This is a genomic window from Leptothrix ochracea (assembly GCF_041083635.1).
Lineage (GTDB): Bacteria > Pseudomonadota > Gammaproteobacteria > Burkholderiales > Burkholderiaceae_C > Sphaerotilus > Sphaerotilus ochraceus.
This window is the reverse complement of record NZ_JBFPHB010000044.1, coordinates 1-18,268: the sequence shown is the minus strand read 5'-3', so window position 1 is coordinate 18,268 and position 18,268 is coordinate 1. Positions and strand designations below refer to the sequence as shown.

Sequence of the window (18,268 nt, the reverse complement as noted above, 5' to 3'; positions counted from 1 at the left end):
TTCGCCAGCGTGCCGTTGCCCACGGCGCCGACCCACCGTGCTCGCGGGCCAATCGATCGCGCAAACGCTTCAAGGAGATCTCATGAAACATACCTGGATGGCCCTCGTTTCTTCGGCCGCCATGGCCATCGCGGCGTCGGCATTGGCTGCCGGAGGCGGCGGCGGGGGCGGTGGCGGTGGTGGTGGTGGCGGTGGTGGCGGTGGCGGTGGGGCTGTCGGCCTCAGCGTTGACTTCGGAGGTGCAACAGGTAAGTCAACAGGATGGAACGAGGTTTCCCCCATTTCGTTGCGTAATTCGTTGGCGGTGTGCTCGATCAGACCGGGATCGATGTGATCTTGCCCTTCGATAAAGGCCGCCAGCAAGATGCGATTGCACATGCGATTGATGCGGCGCGGGATCCCCCCCGTCCAGCGATAAATCGCCTCGAACACCCCATCCATGAAGACCGGGCGATCGCGCCATCCCACATGGTGCAAACGATGCTCGATATACGCCCGCGTCTCATCAGGGCTGAGCGGCCCAAGGTGGCAGGAAGCGGTGATGCGTTGACGCAGCTGCTCCATGGAGGGCGACTCGATCAGCTTACGCAGCTCCGGCTGTCCGATCAGGAAGCTTTGCAGCAGCGCGTGGTTGCCGAGCTGGAAGTTTGAGAGCATGCGGAGCTCTTCAATCGCCGCCAAGCTCAGGTTCTGCGCCTCATCCACGATCAGCAGCGCACGCCGCCCTTGCATGGCAACGTTGGTCAGGAAAGCCTCGAATGAACCGATCAACTGGGCCTTGGTGCTGCCTTGAGAGGGAATCCCAAAGGCAGCAATGACGGCATACAGCAGATCGCCTGAGTCAAGTTGTGTTGAAACGATCTGCGCTGCCAACACCTTGGCTGGATCAAGTTCATCCAGCAGGGTTCGAACCAGCGTTGTTTTACCGGCCCCGATTTCGCCGGTCACCACGATGAAGCCTTCCTGCTGGATCACCCCGTAACGCAGATAAGCCAAGGCACTGCCATGGCCTCGGCTGTTGAAATAAAAGCTCGGATCGGGGTTGAGCTGAAAGGGAGGGCCACTGAAACCGAAATGTGCTTCGTACATTGTTGTTGATGCCTCAGAACGATGATGCTGACGCTCAGAAATGGTGCTGCAGCCCAACATAGGCTGCGGTCTCACGGGCCGTGCCAGCCAAGGCTGCGGTACTCAGGGTTTGATAGCGCAATCCAGCAGTGAATCCAGTACGGGCGGAGAGCCGCGAAGCCACGCTCAGTTCCACTGTTTGATTCCGACTTTCCTGACCGACGTTGAGTCCCTGACCAAGAATGTGGACTGTCATGATTGAAACCTCCATCAATTCCGTCGAAGACAGGCGATGATTCCACGATAACGTGGCGCCGAACTGCTCAGAGGCCCCCGAAAATGCGGGGGAGACGCTTGAATCGGTCCGGGCAGCCACCTCGGACGTATTGACTTGATACATATCCAACGTCAGTCCGTTGCGCACACCGCGGATACCCACCGTGAAATTACTGCTCTGCTGCAACTGCGCGCGGGAAGAAAAGACTTCCACAGCGGGACTGCTGCTATCGGGCAAATTCATACGCGCCATCAGTTCACGCACGGCTTGTGCACGATCCTGATCGTCCTTCACGGTCACTTGCAGGATCTTGTTCGCCATGGCTTCCACGCTGCTTGCGGTCGAATACGTACTGAGGCGTGATGCGTACGCCGTCAGCGCGCGTTTGGATGTCCCCGACAAAACCCACAACGGCTGTTGAAAAGAGAAATTCGCATCCCACGCCTTGCCAAAAAACCGCTGCTCCACAGCAGCATCGACCGAACTACGCGGGAAGGGACGCCAACTCACCATACCGCCAAGCACGGACTCACTCAGCTGTTGATTATTGAAGCGAACCCACTCGCGGGCGATACGGGGCTCGACCTTGGTTTCGGTGGTCAACGGCAAGGGAACCGCCAGACGCATCGACTCAAACCCAATCGATGGATCCGGCTGACGGAGATACGTCGTGCTCGTTCGTGAGACATCGACACGCCAGCCAAACGGTAACTCGCGAGATTCGAGACGCAGAAGATCCCGCTGAACATACGCATCGGTGTAGAAGCCTTGGTTGTTAGCATCCACCCCCACGGGCTGTGGCGTACGCATCCACGTGTTGTCACTACGCAACGTCCACTGCAGCGTACCCACGGCACGATCAACGTACGGGCTGAAACGGGTCCGGTAAATGGTTTGGCGGTTCGTGGGTGTGATGCCCAACCCCACAAAACCGAACGGATCTGCCAGCGTCGTCACCGCATCAATACGGCCATCCAAAGACACCGGATTTTCGGGCGGCCGAACATTGAAATCAACACCCCCCTCGGGCAGAGCCGTGTTCTTCAACGGATTGCGAGCGTAGTTGACCAAGTTCGCACTGAACTTGCCATCCACCAGATACCCCGCACCCATGCTGCGAAACACCGCCTGTGGCACAAATTGCTGCACGATGTCCGAGCGGGCCTGATCGGCCAAAGACAACGCAATGTTGTTCGAAACGGTCATCAGCGCTTTTGCGCTCAATTCGAAACGCGAGCGAGGTACGGGCGGCGGTGGCGGCAATGCTTGATTGGCGGCATCGGCATTTTCTTCTGCCCAGCTCATCTCGCAGGCCATCCCTAGGCCAAGCAGCACCGCCAGCCGTGCCCATACCCTCGCCCGACGACGGTAGGAGGTACCACGTACACCGGTTGACCCGTTCGACGGGTGATGATCAGGCACCGTAGAAGTAGCCATAACCCGTTACAGCACCCTTGCCCCGGAACTTGTTCAGCACGGAGAGCACCACCGGACAATGTTCAAGCGCGGAATAGGCTTGGCTGATCTGAGCATGCGTGGTGTGCTCGGCCTCAACCACCATCACCACTTGGCCCACCCGAGAGGCCAAGACGCGTGTCTCGGTGGTCGGGATGATGGGCGGGGCATCAAACACCACGATTCGATCAGAGTACTTGGCCGCCAACTCGGCCAGCAAGGACTCCATCGCAGCACTGCCGAGCAATTCACTCGACTTCGCGTTGGCCGTACCCGCAGGCAAAAGACTCAGTTTGGGAACATTCGTTCGCAGCAACACATCACCGAGATCAAGCGACTCGAAGTGCAGCACATCCATCAGCCCTCGGGTCTGCTCCAAGCCCAAACGGGTCAGGGCTGAGGGACGAAGCACATCGGCATCCACCAGCAACACCGAGTGATCGACCTCCATGGCGATACTCATCGCCAAATTCATGGCAAAAAAGGTCTTGCCCTCCCCCGGCATGGCACTGGCGACCAAGATCAGGTTCGGTCGTTCAATGGGCTGTGCGCTCTCACCCCGGGCATTGGCCAACAAAGGCCGCTTGATGATGCGCATTTCCTCCGCCAACTGAGAGCGCGCTTGGGAGGGCACCAAATAGCCCTCCTGCTCAAGCCGGTTGAGGTCGATGTAGACCTCGCGTGATCGACGGGAAGGCTGGGGTGCCGGCGCAAAAGCAGCCGGCGCCGCAGCCTCTGGCACGGCATTGCGATTGCGGAATAAGCCAGAAGCCTCCGCTGCCGCCGCCGCACGCCCTTCAATCGACGAAGCTGTCACCGAGGTCGGCGGCATGCCGGGTCTTGGCGGTGCGCCGTTAAAGACATCGAAGCCGGCACGTTTGAGTTCTTCGAGCCGCCGGGCAGCTTGGTCCATGATGCTCATAGCAATGCGTCCTTGATGGCGACGTTAAACAGATCAGTGAATGCCGTAGAAAGAGCGAAAGACCATCCAACCGATCCAAACGAACTGGATAAACAGATAGGCACCCACCACCGCAAGGACGCGCAAGCGTTCCTGACGCAAGGTGCTTTCGCGCCGAGGATCAGGCAGCACGGTCAACACACCGAGCACCGGCCGTTTCGTGAACTCACGCAACTCCCGTTCAGACGATACGGTGGGATGGACCAAGGTCATGCCAAACGCCACGGCCATCCCCACAACGATCGAACCCAGCATCAGCAACGCGGCCAGATGTTTCTTGCTCGGGAACACCGGCATGGGGGACACGCGGGGAGGCTCCACCAAGCGGAACTCTGCCATGGAGGAATTCCGATCCATCTTGGCACCCAGCGAAGCCGCCTCGCGGCGATTGACCAACTGCTCGTACTGTTTGCGCACCACTTCATAGCCACGGGTCAGCTGCATCAACTCCGCTTCAGCTTGGGGAATTTTCTCTGCGATGGTTTGGAATTCCTGCTGACGCACGCGATAAGCGCCAATTTGCGCCTGCAACGAGGCGACCAAGGCCTCGGCTTGCGCCAACTCGATTCTTAAGCGCTGATAGACCGGGTTCGTTGGTGCCATGCTTCCTGGCGGTGGCGTGACTTGGGTTTTGAGCTTGATTTGCACATCCCGACGACGCTCAGCCTCCAACTCACGGATCGTGCGCCGTGTCGCAAAAACATCCGGGTGCGCCTCGGTATAACGCCGCAACAAATCGTCCAGTTGCCGCTTTTGCATCTCAATGCGTGCATCAAGATCCGGCGTTAACGAAGATGAGGATGCGGCCTCCCCCGGTAGATAGGGATTCTCTTTGGCCAACTCCCGACGCAAGGCTTCGCGCGAATGGTCGGCTGACTGCAACTGGATGGTTGTCTTGCTGATTTCATCCCGAATCGCCGTGATACGGTTGAAGTAGTCCTGCTGGTTCGCATTGGCCACGGCCATGTTGTGCAGCTTGAACTCTTTCACCTTGGTATCGGCATCCGCCAGCTTGGCTTCGTAGTCCTTGATTTGCTCGTCGATGAACCGTGTGGCTTCATCGGAATTACGCTGCTTGGCCTCGATCCCAGAGGTGATGAACAAGCGCACAAAGCGATCAACCACCTTGCGAGACCGTTCAGCATCGGTATCACGGAAGGTGATGGCATAAAGATTGTTACCCCCCGACTGATCCACCTTGATGTTCTTCATCAGGAAGTCGAGCAGTTTTTCATTCGCAGAAGACTGGCCGCGCTCCAAAAGACCGACCGAGGGATCGTTGGCAATACGCTCAACATTAGGTCGGGACACCAACGTTTTACCCAACATCTTGACCTGCTGATCAATGTCGGGCTGAAAGGTCACCCCTTCCATCAGCGGCTTGAGCACTGTCATCGTATCGACGTGCACTTTGGCCTGCGCCTCGAAACGCTCTGGAAAGAACCACGTCACACCCAGACCAATCAAACCGACGGCCCACATCACGGCAATGGCCAACCACCGGTTGCGCCAGATACCTCGACCTATCAGGGCCAACTTGCCGGCCAATTCATTCATGTCTGTGACACCAGAAAAAAGAACCCCCTCAATGGGCGTTCAGGATCAGAACCAGCTCTGCGGAATGATGACGATGTCACCAGGCTTGACGTCTACATTGGCCGAAATGTCGCCCCGTTTGAGCAGATCCTTAAGGCGAATACTGTAGGACTTGCCCCCTTCCGTGCCGCGCACCAAGACAGCGCCATTACCGTCGGCAAAATCCGTCAATCCCCCAGCTTGGATCATCACATCCAGCAGCGTCATGTCTTGACGGTAAGGCACCGACTGCGGCCGAGAGGCTTCACCAACGATGCGGATCTGCTCGCCATAAACACCTTGGAAACTGTTCACCATCACGGTCACCACTGGATCACGGATCACGCGTGCCAGCAATTCACGGATCTCACGAGAAAGGTCGGCCGGGCTTTTGCCGGCCGCCAACACATCTTCAACCAGCGGCACAGAAACACGTCCATCGGGGCGAACAGGGACGGTTGCTGACAACTCTGGATTGCCCCAAACGACCACTTGAATGGTGTCAAGCGGGCCAATTTTGTAGTGGTGATCCGTGGTGGCAGCGCGCTGAGGTGCGGGTGGATAAGCCTGCATCACTGACGAACAGCCCGCCAGCAAGGATGCAGCCACCACCAACACGCCGACACGGGCATAGCCCCTGACGTACCGCTGCTGATGGGTTCGTCTGCTGAGCTTCATCCAAGATCCTCTCGTTCGTTGTGCAAGCCCGAAGTCATGCCGAGTATGACAAGCTATTTCGTAAATCCGGCGTTTCAGACTCTCAGAAAAGAAACACGTGCCTCACGCCTGTCTAACGCCTCACAGCGCCCAACTCAATGAGCGCCTTCTCGAAACAGCACCACACTCACGGTCTCCAGCAAGACCAACAGGTCCAAAAACAAGGAGTTGTTCTTGACGTAGTAAAGGTCGTACTGGTGCTTTTTGCGTGCGTCATCCACAGACGCACCATAAGCGTAACGGACTTGAGCCCACCCCGTCAGCCCCGGTTTGACGGTATGACGCACGTCATAGAACGGAATTTGCTCACGCAACTGCGCAACAAATGAAGGCCGCTCGGGACGAGGCCCCACCATGCTCATTTCACCACGCAGCACGCTCAACAGTTGCGGCAGCTCATCAATCCGGGTCTTGCGGATGAAGGCACCGACACGCGTGATGCGTGAATCATTCTTGGTGGCCCAACGTGCAACACCGTCCTTTTCAGCATCGGTGCGCATGCTGCGGAACTTGAGACACCAAAAAGTAGCCCCCGCCAAACCCACGCGTTCTTGGCGATAGATCAAGGGGCCCGGACTGTCGAGCTTGATGGCCATGGCGGTGAGGATCATGATGGGCGTGGTCATCACGAGCAGCAACGACGAGGTCACGATGTCAAAAACCCGCTTGCTGATTTCGCGGGCTTTGCCTTGCACAAAACCGTCGCCGTACACCAACCAACTGGCCTTGACACTGTCCACCGGCACTTCGGCGCGCGTACGCTCGTAAAAACCAACCAAGCTCAAAATCGGGACACCGCTGATCCGGCAATGAAGCAGCTGCTCCATCGGGACACCGCCACCGCGCTGCTCCTTCACCGCCACAATGATCTCGGCCACTTTGTAACGCTGCGCCAGCCCAACCAACGTTTCGTCACGCTCGAAAATACGAGCACCGCCCGTCAAAATCGGGGCCACGCCCTGCTCGGCTGTCGGATAAAACCCCACCACTTCGTAATGACTGGCATGCGCCGGCAAACGCAAGTCGCTCCACACTTGCAAGGCTTCAGCACCGGTCCCAACGATCAGCACACGTCGCGTTCCGACCGCGTGGCGCAAAGCCCAAGATGCGCTGCGATACAGCGCCAAACCACCGCTCAGGTAAAGCAAGGCATATCCGACAAGCTGGCCCGGATGGCCTTCAAAATTCATCATCGTCAAACCCAAATAAGCCACCGCCCCACCGACCATCAAGGCCATCGCAGAGCGTGACAACAACGTTCCAAAACTCATCAAGTTCCCAGAACGGTGCAAACCCACAAACGAATTCAGCAAGGCAATCACCAGCGAAAAAAAGGCAGCTGAGGTCAACAGGGGCAGCGACACCACATGCCCCGATGCACCCATACCCACAGGATGATCCAACGTGATTGCCGATGCCACCATGGCAACAAAGCACAGGGCGGCATCCGTGATCAGGGAGAAATACTGCGAACCCGACGTGTGATGCTGGAAGATGCGAACCATGGAATCCCTTTATGCCTTACCGCTGCTGGTGACGTGAAACGAATTCTCGACACTTAAGCTGCATTCACAGAGGGCAAGTTGCACATTACCGCCGTTCTTGCGAACCGAAACCTCGCCAAGGTGTGCGCTTGTCACAGACAGGGGACACCTTGGCGCACCACAGGGACGGATTCAGCACTTCAAACCAAGATGCAACGCCACGATACCCGCACTGAGATTGTGAACATCAACGTGACCAAACCCGGCGGTTTTCATCATGGCTTTGAGTTCAGCCTGCCCAGGATGCATGCGAATGGACTCCGCCAAGTAACGATAGCTCTCAGCATCGCCAGCCAGCACTTGGCCCATGCGCGGTAGAAGCTGGAACGAATACCAGTCGTAGATCTTTTCCAGCGGTTTGGCCACCTTGGAGAACTCCAGCACCAAGAGCCGCCCACCGGGTTTGAGCACCCGGTTCATCTCAGCCAAGGCTTGATCCTTGTGGGTCATGTTGCGCAAGCCAAAGGCCACACTGACCACATCAAAGCGTGCATCAGGGAAAGGCAGATGCTCGGCATCACAGATCACCGTGGGCAGCACCAAACCCTCATCCACCAAACGATCCCGCCCAACGCGCAGCATGGCCTCATTGATGTCGGTATGAACCACACAGCCTTGGGGCCCGACCCGACGGGCAAAGGCGCGCGTGAGATCGCCCGTACCAGCGGCAATATCCAGCACGTGATGGCCCGGTTGCACGCCAGAAACAGCCATGGCATACCGCTTCCACAAGCGATGCAGCCCCATCGACATGGTGTCGTTCATCAAGTCGTAGCGCGAAGCCACCGAATCAAAGACGCCTCGCACCAAGCTGGCCTTGGTCTTTTCATCGACCGTCTTGAAGCCGAAATGGGTATCACTCATGGAGATCCGTCGTCTTTCTTGAAATCATCGGGGCCTCAGTGGCGTGAGGCACAACTCGATACCGGCAACGACATGGGGGTATCCCTTGTCACACCAGCCGCGCGCAATTGCGCCTCGTAATCCGCCCAAAGCTTGGCTTGTTGGGAGCCGAGATGATAAAGATAGTCCCAGGTATAGATGCCGCTGTTGTGACCGTCGCTGAACGTCGGCTGCACGCCGTAGTGCCCCACAGGCTCAAGCGCCATCAGGGTCACATCCCGTTTACCGGTTTGCAGGACTTCTTGTCCTGGGCCGTGACCACGCACCTCTGCCGAGGGCGACAACACACGCAGCAACTCGAAAGGCAACTTGAAAGTCCGGCCATCGGAAAACTGCACTTCCAGCACACGGGACTGCTGATGCAAGGTCAGGGCCAAGGGGGTGGGGGGTGTTGAAGAAGTTGTCATGGTCATGCCACTCAAAAAGAAGCCAGCGCATCCATCGCGATGCGAAGACGCTCGTCCACGTTTGCCAAACCAGCATTCAACCAAGCCAGATCTTGGACCGAAGAGGTCCGTTGCCGCTCGCCCCACACCGGTTGCGGGAAATGGCTGTCCCAGTCGAACCGAGCGATCACGTGCCAATGCAGATGCGGCACGACGTTGCCCAGCGTGGCGAGGTTGATTTTGGTGGGCTGCAAAGCCTCACGCAGCACACGCTCCACCGCCACCACCACCGCCATGCAATGCTGACGATCAGCCTCGCCCAGATCGCTGAACTCCGCCACGTGAGCGGTCCAGATCACCCGGTAAAAGGCCGGAAACTCAGGCGCATCAAGCACACGAATGACGCGCAGTCGGGCATCTTGAGCCACCAGCAGCCAAGCGGCCGGTGTCGGCTCGGCCACACAAAGTTCACAGCGCACAGCATCGCCCCCTTGCTTCATACCAAGACCCGTTCAATACCGCCCGTGTTGGCACGCTGCACGTAATCAGGCATCCAGTTGTCACCCAGAATCTGCCGCGCCATCTCGACCACGATGTAATCGGCTTCGAGCAAGCCGTTGCTCAGATCGTCGCCATAGCGGCTCAAACCCTGCAAGCAAGCCGGGCAAGAAGTCAGGATCTTGGCCCCCTCCCCGGCGCCGATCAGCCCCTGCTGGCGCAACTGCGCTTCGCCCTTGCGGATTTCTTCTTCCTTGCGGAAACGCACTTGGGTCGAAATATCGGGCCGATTCAGCGCCAACGTGCCCGCCTCACCGCAGCAACGCTCGGACTGGATCACACCCGGCCCCACCAAAGCGCGCACCGTTTTGATCGGCGCTTGCTGCTTCATCGGGGAATGGCAGGGGTCGTGATAGAGAAAAGCACCCTTGCCCTGTAACGTGATGCCCTTTTCCAGCAAGTACTCGTGGATATCCACGATGCGGCAGCCCGGGAAAATGTCTTCGAACTTATAGCCTTGCAGCTGGTCCAAGCACGTGCCGCAACTCACCACCACCGTTTTGATATCAAGGTAGTTGAGTGTGTTGGCCACGCGGTGAAACAGCACGCGGTTGTCGGTGATGGTCTTTTCGGCCTTGTCAAATTGGCCTGCGCCGCGCTGTGGATAGCCGCAGCACAAGTAGCCCGGCGGCAGCACAGTTTGAACCCCCGCGTGCCAAAGCATCGCTTGCGTGGCCAAACCGACTTGGCTGAAGAGTCGCTCTGAGCCGCAGCCCGGGAAATAAAACACCGCCTCGGTTTCCGCCGACGTGGTCTTGGGGTCGCGGATGATCGGAACGTAGTTCTTGTCCTCGATATCCAACAGCGCCCGCGCGGTCTTCTTCGGCAAACCGCCCGGTAACTTCTTGTTGATGAAGTGAATCACTTGCTCGCGGATCGGCGCCACACCCACGGTTGCCGGCGGCGTCTGGGTTTGCTTGCGCGCCAAGCCCTTCAAAACATCGTTGGCCAAACGCTGCGCCTTCATCCCGATACCCACCATGGCACTGCGCGCCAGCTTGATGGTTTCTGGGTTGGTGGCGTTGAGCATGAACATCGCCGCCGCACCGGCGGGGCGGAAGCTCTTCTTGCCCATCTTGCGCAGCAAGTTGCGCATATTCATCGACACGTCACCGAAGTCGATCTTCACCGGGCACGGGCTCAGGCACTTGTGACACACCGTGCAGTGGTCGGCCACGTCCTCAAACTCTTCCCAATGCTTGATCGATACGCCCCGGCGGGTTTGCTCTTCGTAGAGGAAGGCCTCGACCAGCAACGAGGTGGCTAGGATTTTGTTGCGCGGGCTGTAGAGCAAATTGGCACGTGGCACATGCGTGGCACACACCGGCTTGCACTTGCCGCAACGCAGACAGTCCTTGACCGAGTTGGCGATATCGCCGATGTCGCTCTGCTGCATGATCAGCGACTCGTGCGCCATCAGGCCAAAGCTCGGCGTGTAGGCCTCACTCAAGTCAGCCGAGCGGGTGTCCTCGCCCAGATCGGTGGTGCGATCTTGGCGACGCAGCAACTTGCCTTTGTTGAACCGCCCTTGCGGATCGACTTTGGCTTTGTAGGCAGCAAAGTTCTTCAGCTCATCATCGGTGAGGAATTCGAGCTTGGTGATACCGATGCCGTGCTCACCCGAGATCACACCATCCAACGAACGCGCCAGCACCATGATCCGACCCACCGCCTCGTGCGCGGTTTGCAGCATCTCGTAGTTGTCGGAGTTGACCGGGATGTTGGTGTGCACGTTGCCGTCGCCAGCGTGCATGTGCAACGCCACCCAGACCCGCGCGCGCAGCACCTCCTTGTGCAAGGCTTTGCAGGCATCCAGCAACGGCACAAAGGCCACGCCGTTGAACAAGGCTTGCAGCGGCTTGAGGATCTGCGTCTTCCACGAAGCCCGCAGCGAATGGTCTTGGAGCTGATCAAAGAAGCCCGCATCCAGCCCGGTCATCCAGCCTTGCCAAAGCGAACGCACCTCACGCACCAGCGCCAAGGCCTGCTGCACGCGATCTTCGAGCAGCTCAGCGCTTGGAATCTCGCTGGCATCGTCGGTCTTGCCCAGCGGCACATCACCGGCCTCAAAGAAGGCTTCGAGCCGATCAGCCAACGCGATCTTGTTGCGCAGGCTGAGCTCGATGTTGATGCGCTCGATGCCGAGCGTGTACTCGCCCATGCGCTCCAGCGGAATCACCACGTCTTCGTTCACCTTGAAGGCGTTGGTGTGCTTGGAGATCGCCGCCGTGCGTTTGCGATCCAGCCAGAATTTCTTGCGCGCATCAGCCGAGACGGCCACGAAGCCTTCGCCCGAGCGGCCGTTGGCCAAGCGGATCACCTCGGAGGTGGCGCGGGCCACGGCGTCCTCGTCGTCACCGACGATGTCGCCCACCAGCACCATCTTGGGGAAGCCACCGCGCTTGCTCTTGGTGGCGTAGCCCACCGCCTTGAGGTAGCGGTCGTCGAGGTGCTCCAAGCCGGCCAGAATCGCCCCACCGGGCTTTTTCATCTCGGCAAACATGAAGTCCTTGATCTCGACGATCGAGGGCACACACTCCTTCGGGTTGCCAAAGAACTCTAGGCAGACCGTGCGCACATGATCCGGCATGCGGTGCACCACCCAGCGCGCGCTGGTGATCAGGCCGTCACAGCCTTCTTTTTGCACCCCCGGCAAGCCCGCGAGGAACTTGTCGGTCACATCCTTGCCCAGCCCTTCCTTGCGGAAGATCGCCCCGGGAATATCGAGCCGCTCCGTGCGCTCCAGCACCCGACCGGTAGCGTCAAAGTAGCGCAGCTCGAAGCTCGCGGTCTTGACGTCGTGAATCTTGCCGAGGTTGTGATTCAGGCGAATCACCTCCAGCCACTTGGCCTCGGGCGTGACCATGCGCCAAGACACCAAGTTATCAAGTGCCGTGCCCCAGAGCACCGCCTTCTTGCCGCCCGCATTCATGGCGATGTTGCCGCCAATGCATGAGGCTTCCGCCGAAGTCGGATCGACCGCGAAGACAAACCCACCGCGCTCAGCCGCGTCCGAGACGCGCTGTGTCACCACCCCAGCGCCGGTCCAGATCGTCGGCACCTTGTGGCTCAGTCCCGGCAGATCGACCAGCTCGACTTCGGTCATCTGTTCGAGCTTTTCGGTGTTGATGACCGCGCTCTTCCACGTCAGCGGCACGGCGCCGCCGGTGTAGCCGGTGCCACCGCCACGCGGGATAATGGTCAAACCCAGCTCCACGCAACCGGCCACCATCGCGGCCATCTCCGCTTCCGTGTCGGGGGTGAGCACCACAAAGGGGTACTCGACGCGCCAGTCGGTCGCATCGGTGACGTGGGCCACACGGCTCAGCCCATCGAACTTGATATTGTCTTTGGCGGTCACGCGCCCAAGCACCTTGCGGGCACGCTGGCGCAAGTCGTAGACCGCACGGAAACGCTCAGCAAAGCGTTCTACAGCGGTACGCACACTGACCAACAATTCCCCCACCGCCGCATCGCGGGCAGGATCATCCGTGGGCGAGCGCCGCTTTTCGACCTCGGTCAGACGATGATGCAATGCATCAATCAACAAGCCACGCCGCCGGGGGTTGTCAATCAAATCGTCTTCGAGGTACGGATTGCGCTGCACCACCCAGATGTCACCCAAGACTTCATAGAGCATGCGCGCGGAGCGCCCGGTGCGACGTTCGCCCCGTAATTTGTCGAGCAAAGACCATGCACGCTCGCCCAGCAAGCGCATGACGATCTCGCGGTCAGAAAACGAGGTGTAGTTGTACGGAATCTCGCGCAGGCGAGCCGTGGTAGGAAGATGGGGTGTAGGCAGCGAAGGATTCATGGGCTGCATGCATCACGCGCAACGCGCAACGCAAAAAAAAAAGCCGCCCTTGCGGGCCGCATACAGGGAGGGCGATGGTACCGCAGGGCAACACCCCACAACGTCACATTCCCTTGCGACCCCACAGTGCAGCGGTCTTGATGTTGCGCTGCATCCATGCCACATTGCCCATCCAACGCCGTTCTTTGCGCGAATCCTCGTCTGAGTCCCCCATGGCCGCTATCACTCCACCTCGCCCACCCCTACCCGCTTGGCCTTACCCACGTTGGATCGCCCATCGGGGCGCAGGCAAGTTCGCACCAGAAAACACGTTGGCGGCTTTTCGTGTCGCATCGCGCTACGGTTATCGCTCCTTCGAATGCGATGTCAAAGTCAGTGCCGATGACATCCCCTTCTTGCTGCACGACGCCAGCTTGCAACGCACCAGCAACGGTCGGGGCCTGGCCACCGAACGCACTTGGAACGATCTGTCACAAATGGATGCGGGTACGTGGCATAGCCGCCTCTACGCGGGCGAAGGCATCCCGAGCCTCTCAGCCATCGCGAGTTTTTGCCTGCAAAACAACCATACGCTCAACATCGAACTCAAACCCGGCCCCGGTGAAGAATCGCATACCGGAGCGGTGATCGCGCGGGAAGTCCAGCGGCTCTGGGGCCCTGCGGTCAAGGCCGGTCGGGCGCATTGGCCTTTGCTGAGCTGTTTCGAATCAGAAGCCTTGGCCAGTGCCCAAGAAATTGCCCCGGAGGTCCCACGGGCCATGCTCTTCGAGGTCATCTCCTCAAGCTGGGCAGATGTGGTGCGCCGCTTGCAATGCGTCGCCGTGGTCACCGATCACAAGCTCATGACCTACGCCCTCTTCGACCAGATTCGGCAAAACGGCTGGCGCAGCTTGGTCTATACCGTCAACGACAGCAACGAGGTCGAACGACTGATCCACATGGGCGTGGACGGCATCATCACCGACGCGGTGGATCGCTTCGTGCCGAACTGAGGGTGTTGCAGCATCTCATGCACATCGTGCGTCATGACCGCCAGAAAAGCGGTCAACACCAAGTAGTAAAAGCCGTACTCCCATTTGGTGGCCGCAGGGATCGCGTAGTAGGTCCGCGCCTCCTCGCTGTCCTTGCGATAGGTCAGCGCTTTCCAAAGCTGCGGCGCAGCCAGCAAAGCCACCAGCAACAACATGGGACTGGGGCGGACATAGAACAAGACACCCAACACCGGCACGCCCAACAACCAGATACGTGGTGAGAGCACCGCCGTGATGCGACCACCATCAAAAGGTGAGATCGGGATCAGGTTAAACAGGTTCAAGAAAAAGCCCGCATACGAGACAGCCAGCAGCCACGGGGTGTCGGTTTGGCGCGCCAAGGCATAGCAAGCAAGAGCCCCCACCGTGCCCAAAAGCGGACCGCCAAGACCCACATACGCTTCGGTTTCAGCGTTGTGCGGCTGGTCCTTGAGCTCAATCCACGCCCCCACGAAGGGGATGAAGGTGGGTAGACCCACCTTCAAGCCGCGCTGCTTGGCCGCGAAGTAATGCCCCATCTCATGCACCAAGAGCAAGGCGACAAACCCCACCGCATAGCGCCAACCAAAAATGAAGGCATACACCACCACCGAGATCAGCATCGTGCCGCCACTCAGCAGCAGCTTGCCGAATTTGGCCCCCGAGAGCAGCAGCAGCAAGATCTTGATCATGCCGAAGGTGGGGTTTGGGGCGGCGGCGTTTTACGGCCAAAAAAGCGCATGAACACGGCAATGGCGCCCGCACTACCCAGCAAGATGATCTTGCCGAACTTGGCCAAGAACACAAAGATCATGGCCAAGAAACCAAGCTTCTTGGCCGCCAAGCCAACCACCAAAGCGGCCAAACCATACTCCGCCACCTTGTCGGTGCTGACATTGAAGTCGGCGTAGCGCTTACCGGCATCAAAGTCCAAGGCCGCGAGCATCTGCTGCACCGCAGCCTTGTGGATCGGCAACGACCTCAAATCGGTGATGAGGTTGAGGCTGAAATACCCCTCACGCCCCAACACGTAGGTGTTGTAGTTCACGCCTTGAGGGGCCCCCGCCGGAGCACCGATTTCGTGCGAAGCCAAGGCCCAAACCAAGCGATGCGTGGTCGCGTCATAGACCAAAGGCTCGGCCCAGCCGGTGATCTCGACCCCGGACACGCCCATTTGCTCGCGCTCCTTGTTGGCCTCAGCCGTGCCGTCACGCAAGCTTTGCAACAACTTGTCCGCGTCCCACTCGCGGGCATCGTCGTCCTTGATGTAGCCCGAGGGCTCAAAGCGCAGCACCATCACCCAGTCCAGCGCCTCGCTCGACGGGAAGATCAGCCCCTGCACGCTGCTGTCTTCGCCGGGGTTACCCATGGCTTGGAGCACGCGGGTGGCGTGTGGCTGAGGCACAAACACATGCCCAGCGGGCAATTTCAAAACCCCCTGGCCCGCCAAAGCGATCTCGACTGGCCCAGCCTTGGCGGCCTTATCAGCATCCTCACGGATTTTGTTGATCTCTTCCGGCGTCATGGCCGCCAAAGCCAAGGTGGCCCAAAGCAGGCCCATCAGCAGCATCGCGCCATGCAGCCAACGCCGCCCATCCATCCAACGTCTGATCAAGATCTTTCTCCTTTGTGGGTGGCGGCGATTGTGCCTTGTAACAGCGTTGAAATCCTCTTTGTGAGCCGAGAGGGCGGTCGCAGAATGCAGCTTCATTTTTGTATACGCCCAGTGCGGTCACCCTCTCGGGAGTCAGCTCCATGTCTCGCAAAATTCAACGCTTCGGTTGGTCCCCTGATCTGCCCGATCATCGCGATCACATGCTCTCGCTCAAGGCCCCCGTCAAGGCCTTGCCTGCGTCGGTCGATCTGCGCGCCAAGATGCCCCCGGTGTACGACCAGGGTCAACTCGGTAGTTGCACCGCCAACGCCATCTGTGCGGCTTTTGAGTTCGAGCTGGCACGCCAGAACAAGGCCAAAGACTTCATGCCTTCGCGCTTGTTCGTCTACTACAACGAACGCGTCATGGAAGGCACTGTGCGCAGCGACGCGGGCGCCATGATCCGTGACGGCATCAAGAGCGTGGCCAAACAAGGGGTTTGCAAAGAATCGCGCTGGCCTTACGTGATCACCAAGTTCGCCCGCAAGCCGACGGTGAGCTGCTACACCGAGGCGCTCAAATTCCAAGCCCTGACCTATCAGCGCCTGACCAGCACCAACATCGATGAGTTGCGCGGCTGCTTGGCGGCGGGCTTTCCGTTTGTCTTCGGCTTCAGCGTCTTTGACGGCTTTGAGTCGGCCGAAGTGGCCCAAAGCGGTGTGTTGAACCTGCCCACCGCCAGCGAATCGCTCTTGGGCGGTCACGCCGTCTTGGCCGTGGGCTACGACGACGCCACCAAGCGCATCTTGGTGCGCAATTCTTGGGGGCCGGGTTGGGGTCAGGCGGGCTACTTCACCATGCCCTACGCCTACATCACCAACCTCAAGTTGGCCGACGACTTCTGGGCCATTCAGGCGGTTGAAGAAGGCGTCTAAGCCGGATCAGACCAGCACCACACGGCGCGGCCGAGGCCGGCAAAGTCCACCTCGACCGTGTCGCCGCGCTGCACCGGCAACGTGCCCACCCACGAACCCGTGGTCACCACCGTCCCAGCACGCACCACCCGCGTCTCTCCGTGAAGACCTTGGGTCGCGTGGCGCAGCCAAGCGGGCAGCACAGCGGCTGGATGACCCAAAGCATGCCGACCGTGGGCTGCGGCCATCTGCCGGCCCATCCGCCCCCCGATCTGCACGGTGCAACCTTGCTGCGCCCAGTCATGCTGCGGGGCCAAGGGCCGCCAAGGCCCAAGCACCAAGGCAGCGTGCGATTGCCCATCGGCCACCCGCAGCCAAGGCTCGGCTTGGGCGGGATTTCGCCAGCGCGAATCAACCACCTCGATCGACACCGCCATCGCATCCATCAGCGCTTCAGCCGCCGCCTGATCCAAGGTGGCAGCCAAGGCGGCATCGACATCTCGGCCGAGCCGAAAAGCGATTTCAGCCTCCACCCCCGGCGCATGCCAAGACGCGGAGCCTCGCGGCGGCAAGGGCGCATGACTGATGGCGTCAAGCCGCGCGCCGCCCGACTTCCAAAAAGCCGCCGCCGACAGCTCGTCCCACCACCCCAGCGTCAGACCGACGCCGTGCTGCACCGCCTCAGCCTGCGCCGCGCTGACCAGCAAACCGCGAAAAGCTTTTGGATCCAAGCACGAGCCGCTTTGATGCGCATGCACCAACGCCTGCTGCACCTGAGCCACCGGATCCACGTGGCGGATGCGCGCTGGCAGCACGCCGCGCAAAGCGTTGCCCACCCACACCGCTTCAGCACGCGCCAAATCCGCCCGGGTCAAGACGCGCTCGACCATCGCCAGCGAGGCATCCGCCAAGAGATGCGCACGCATCACCCCCGGCAGCAGTCCGCAGCGCAGCGGCGGTGTGGTCCAGAGGCCGTCCAGCCTGACAAACACCGAGCTGCGCGCGCCTTCGGTCAACGCGCCTTGGGCGTTGAAAAACAACGTGTCGAAAGCGCCTTGGGCCTCTGCCGCACGGATCGCTGCGTCGTAGCTGGCGCGGTGCGACGTTTTATGCCCCACCCAAGCAGCCTCAGCCGCCGGCAAGGGCTCGTGGCTGAGCAGCAGATCGACCACCTCGGGCAGCGTGGTGCTCAACAGGCCGCCACTCAAGCGCAGCGAGTCGTCACCACCGACCACATCACGTCCAACATCACCCGACCAATCCCAGCGCAGACGATGAACGTGACCCTGCCCCTTCAGGCCAGCAGCATGGGCTTGAAGGGCGGCACGGTGATGCGGCTGCGGCACGGGCCAGCCAAAGGCGGCTGCGCTGCGACTCAAGCGCTCAAAGTGCGCGTCCAAATGCGGGACGCTGCCATCGGCTTCGACGCGCAACGTCTCGAACAGCCTGAACGCCCCACCGTCAACACCGGCCCTGTCTTTGGGCCAAGGCG

The 18,268-nt window shown here is 59.7% G+C and carries 14 protein-coding genes and 1 pseudogene; 2 read left to right on the top strand and 13 right to left on the bottom strand.

The features are described 5' to 3' along the window. Window positions 1-69: 69 nt before the first annotated feature. The 10 genes from AB3X39_RS13145 to AB3X39_RS13100 form a co-directional block, all read right to left on the bottom strand. On the bottom strand, window positions 70-1,089 hold the full coding sequence (locus AB3X39_RS13145; protein ID WP_369417834.1) for an XrtA/PEP-CTERM system-associated ATPase: 1,020 nt from the start codon (window positions 1,087-1,089) through the stop codon (window positions 70-72). 34 nt (window positions 1,090-1,123) lie between these two features. Next, entirely contained in the window at window positions 1,124-2,551 is a 1,428-nt protein-coding gene (locus AB3X39_RS13140) for a TIGR03016 family PEP-CTERM system-associated outer membrane protein (RefSeq protein WP_369417833.1), read from the bottom strand. A 208-nt stretch (window positions 2,552-2,759) separates the two neighbouring features. Continuing rightward, the gene (locus tag AB3X39_RS13135; RefSeq protein WP_369417832.1) at window positions 2,760-3,722 is read right to left on the bottom strand and encodes an XrtA-associated tyrosine autokinase; all 963 of its coding nucleotides are present in this window, start codon (window positions 3,720-3,722) and stop codon (window positions 2,760-2,762) included. A gap of 33 nt (window positions 3,723-3,755) precedes the next feature. Beyond that, window positions 3,756-5,318: an XrtA system polysaccharide chain length determinant gene (locus AB3X39_RS13130; protein ID WP_369417831.1), complete on the bottom strand. Its 1,563-nt coding sequence runs from the start codon at window positions 5,316-5,318 to the stop codon at window positions 3,756-3,758. 45 nt (window positions 5,319-5,363) lie between these two features. Further along, on the bottom strand, window positions 5,364-6,014 hold the full coding sequence (locus AB3X39_RS13125; protein ID WP_369417830.1) for an XrtA/PEP-CTERM system exopolysaccharide export protein: 651 nt from the start codon (window positions 6,012-6,014) through the stop codon (window positions 5,364-5,366). A gap of 134 nt (window positions 6,015-6,148) precedes the next feature. After that, window positions 6,149-7,558, bottom strand: coding sequence for a TIGR03013 family XrtA/PEP-CTERM system glycosyltransferase (locus tag AB3X39_RS13120; protein ID WP_369417829.1), 1,410 nt, complete (start codon window positions 7,556-7,558; stop codon window positions 6,149-6,151). 171 nt (window positions 7,559-7,729) lie between these two features. After that, window positions 7,730-8,461, bottom strand: coding sequence for a bifunctional demethylmenaquinone methyltransferase/2-methoxy-6-polyprenyl-1,4-benzoquinol methylase UbiE (gene ubiE, locus AB3X39_RS13115; protein ID WP_369417828.1), 732 nt, complete (start codon window positions 8,459-8,461; stop codon window positions 7,730-7,732). A gap of 35 nt (window positions 8,462-8,496) precedes the next feature. Further along, the gene (locus AB3X39_RS13110) at window positions 8,497-8,907 is read right to left on the bottom strand and encodes a gamma-butyrobetaine hydroxylase family protein (protein WP_369417827.1); all 411 of its coding nucleotides are present in this window, start codon (window positions 8,905-8,907) and stop codon (window positions 8,497-8,499) included. Between the two features lie 11 nt (window positions 8,908-8,918). Further along, on the bottom strand, window positions 8,919-9,386 hold the full coding sequence (locus AB3X39_RS13105; protein ID WP_369417826.1) for an HIT family protein: 468 nt from the start codon (window positions 9,384-9,386) through the stop codon (window positions 8,919-8,921). After that, entirely contained in the window at window positions 9,383-13,258 is a 3,876-nt protein-coding gene (locus tag AB3X39_RS13100; RefSeq protein ID WP_369417825.1) for a DUF3683 domain-containing protein, read from the bottom strand. Before AB3X39_RS13100 ends, AB3X39_RS13105 begins: the two co-directional genes overlap by 4 nt. Before the next feature lie 212 nt (window positions 13,259-13,470). Between AB3X39_RS13100 and ugpQ the strand changes: the two genes are divergently transcribed. Further along, window positions 13,471-14,250, top strand: a complete 780-nt coding sequence (ugpQ, locus tag AB3X39_RS13095) for a glycerophosphodiester phosphodiesterase (protein WP_369417824.1) — start codon at window positions 13,471-13,473, stop codon at window positions 14,248-14,250. 5 nt (window positions 14,251-14,255) lie between these two features. On the opposite strand, the pseudogene AB3X39_RS13090 reads toward ugpQ, so the two are convergent. Continuing rightward, window positions 14,256-14,960, bottom strand: a pseudogene (locus AB3X39_RS13090) (site-2 protease family protein); the annotation flags it as partial. After that, window positions 14,957-15,883, bottom strand: a complete 927-nt coding sequence (locus tag AB3X39_RS13085) for a DUF2167 domain-containing protein (RefSeq protein WP_369417823.1) — start codon at window positions 15,881-15,883, stop codon at window positions 14,957-14,959. The gene AB3X39_RS13085 and the pseudogene AB3X39_RS13090, both read right to left, overlap by 4 nt. A gap of 140 nt (window positions 15,884-16,023) precedes the next feature. On the opposite strand from AB3X39_RS13085, the gene AB3X39_RS13080 reads away from it, so the two are divergent. After that, window positions 16,024-16,797, top strand: coding sequence for a C1 family peptidase (locus tag AB3X39_RS13080; protein ID WP_369417822.1), 774 nt, complete (start codon window positions 16,024-16,026; stop codon window positions 16,795-16,797). On the opposite strand, the gene AB3X39_RS13075 is transcribed toward AB3X39_RS13080, so the two are convergent. Further along, a partial coding sequence (locus AB3X39_RS13075) for an aminotransferase class IV (protein ID WP_369417821.1) occupies window positions 16,794-18,268 on the bottom strand: 1,475 nt, incomplete at its 5' end. The genes AB3X39_RS13080 and AB3X39_RS13075 overlap by 4 nt on opposite strands.

Coding starts and splice junctions, on each gene's coding strand:
- AB3X39_RS13125 (WP_369417830.1), bottom strand. CDS start 6,014: ATGAAGCTCAGCAGACGAACCCATCAGCAGCGGTACGTCAGGGGCTAT.
- AB3X39_RS13120 (WP_369417829.1), bottom strand. CDS start 7,558: ATGGTTCGCATCTTCCAGCATCACACGTCGGGTTCGCAGTATTTCTCC.
- AB3X39_RS13135 (WP_369417832.1), bottom strand. CDS start 3,722: ATGAGCATCATGGACCAAGCTGCCCGGCGGCTCGAAGAACTCAAACGT.
- AB3X39_RS13105 (WP_369417826.1), bottom strand. CDS start 9,386: ATGAAGCAAGGGGGCGATGCTGTGCGCTGTGAACTTTGTGTGGCCGAG.
- ugpQ (WP_369417824.1), top strand. CDS start 13,471: ATGGCCGCTATCACTCCACCTCGCCCACCCCTACCCGCTTGGCCTTAC.
- ubiE (WP_369417828.1), bottom strand. CDS start 8,461: ATGAGTGATACCCATTTCGGCTTCAAGACGGTCGATGAAAAGACCAAG.
- AB3X39_RS13145 (WP_369417834.1), bottom strand. CDS start 1,089: ATGTACGAAGCACATTTCGGTTTCAGTGGCCCTCCCTTTCAGCTCAAC.
- AB3X39_RS13080 (WP_369417822.1), top strand. CDS start 16,024: ATGTCTCGCAAAATTCAACGCTTCGGTTGGTCCCCTGATCTGCCCGAT.
- AB3X39_RS13110 (WP_369417827.1), bottom strand. CDS start 8,907: ATGACAACTTCTTCAACACCCCCCACCCCCTTGGCCCTGACCTTGCAT.
- AB3X39_RS13140 (WP_369417833.1), bottom strand. CDS start 2,551: ATGACCGTTTCGAACAACATTGCGTTGTCTTTGGCCGATCAGGCCCGC.
- AB3X39_RS13130 (WP_369417831.1), bottom strand. CDS start 5,318: ATGAATGAATTGGCCGGCAAGTTGGCCCTGATAGGTCGAGGTATCTGG.
- AB3X39_RS13100 (WP_369417825.1), bottom strand. CDS start 13,258: ATGAATCCTTCGCTGCCTACACCCCATCTTCCTACCACGGCTCGCCTG.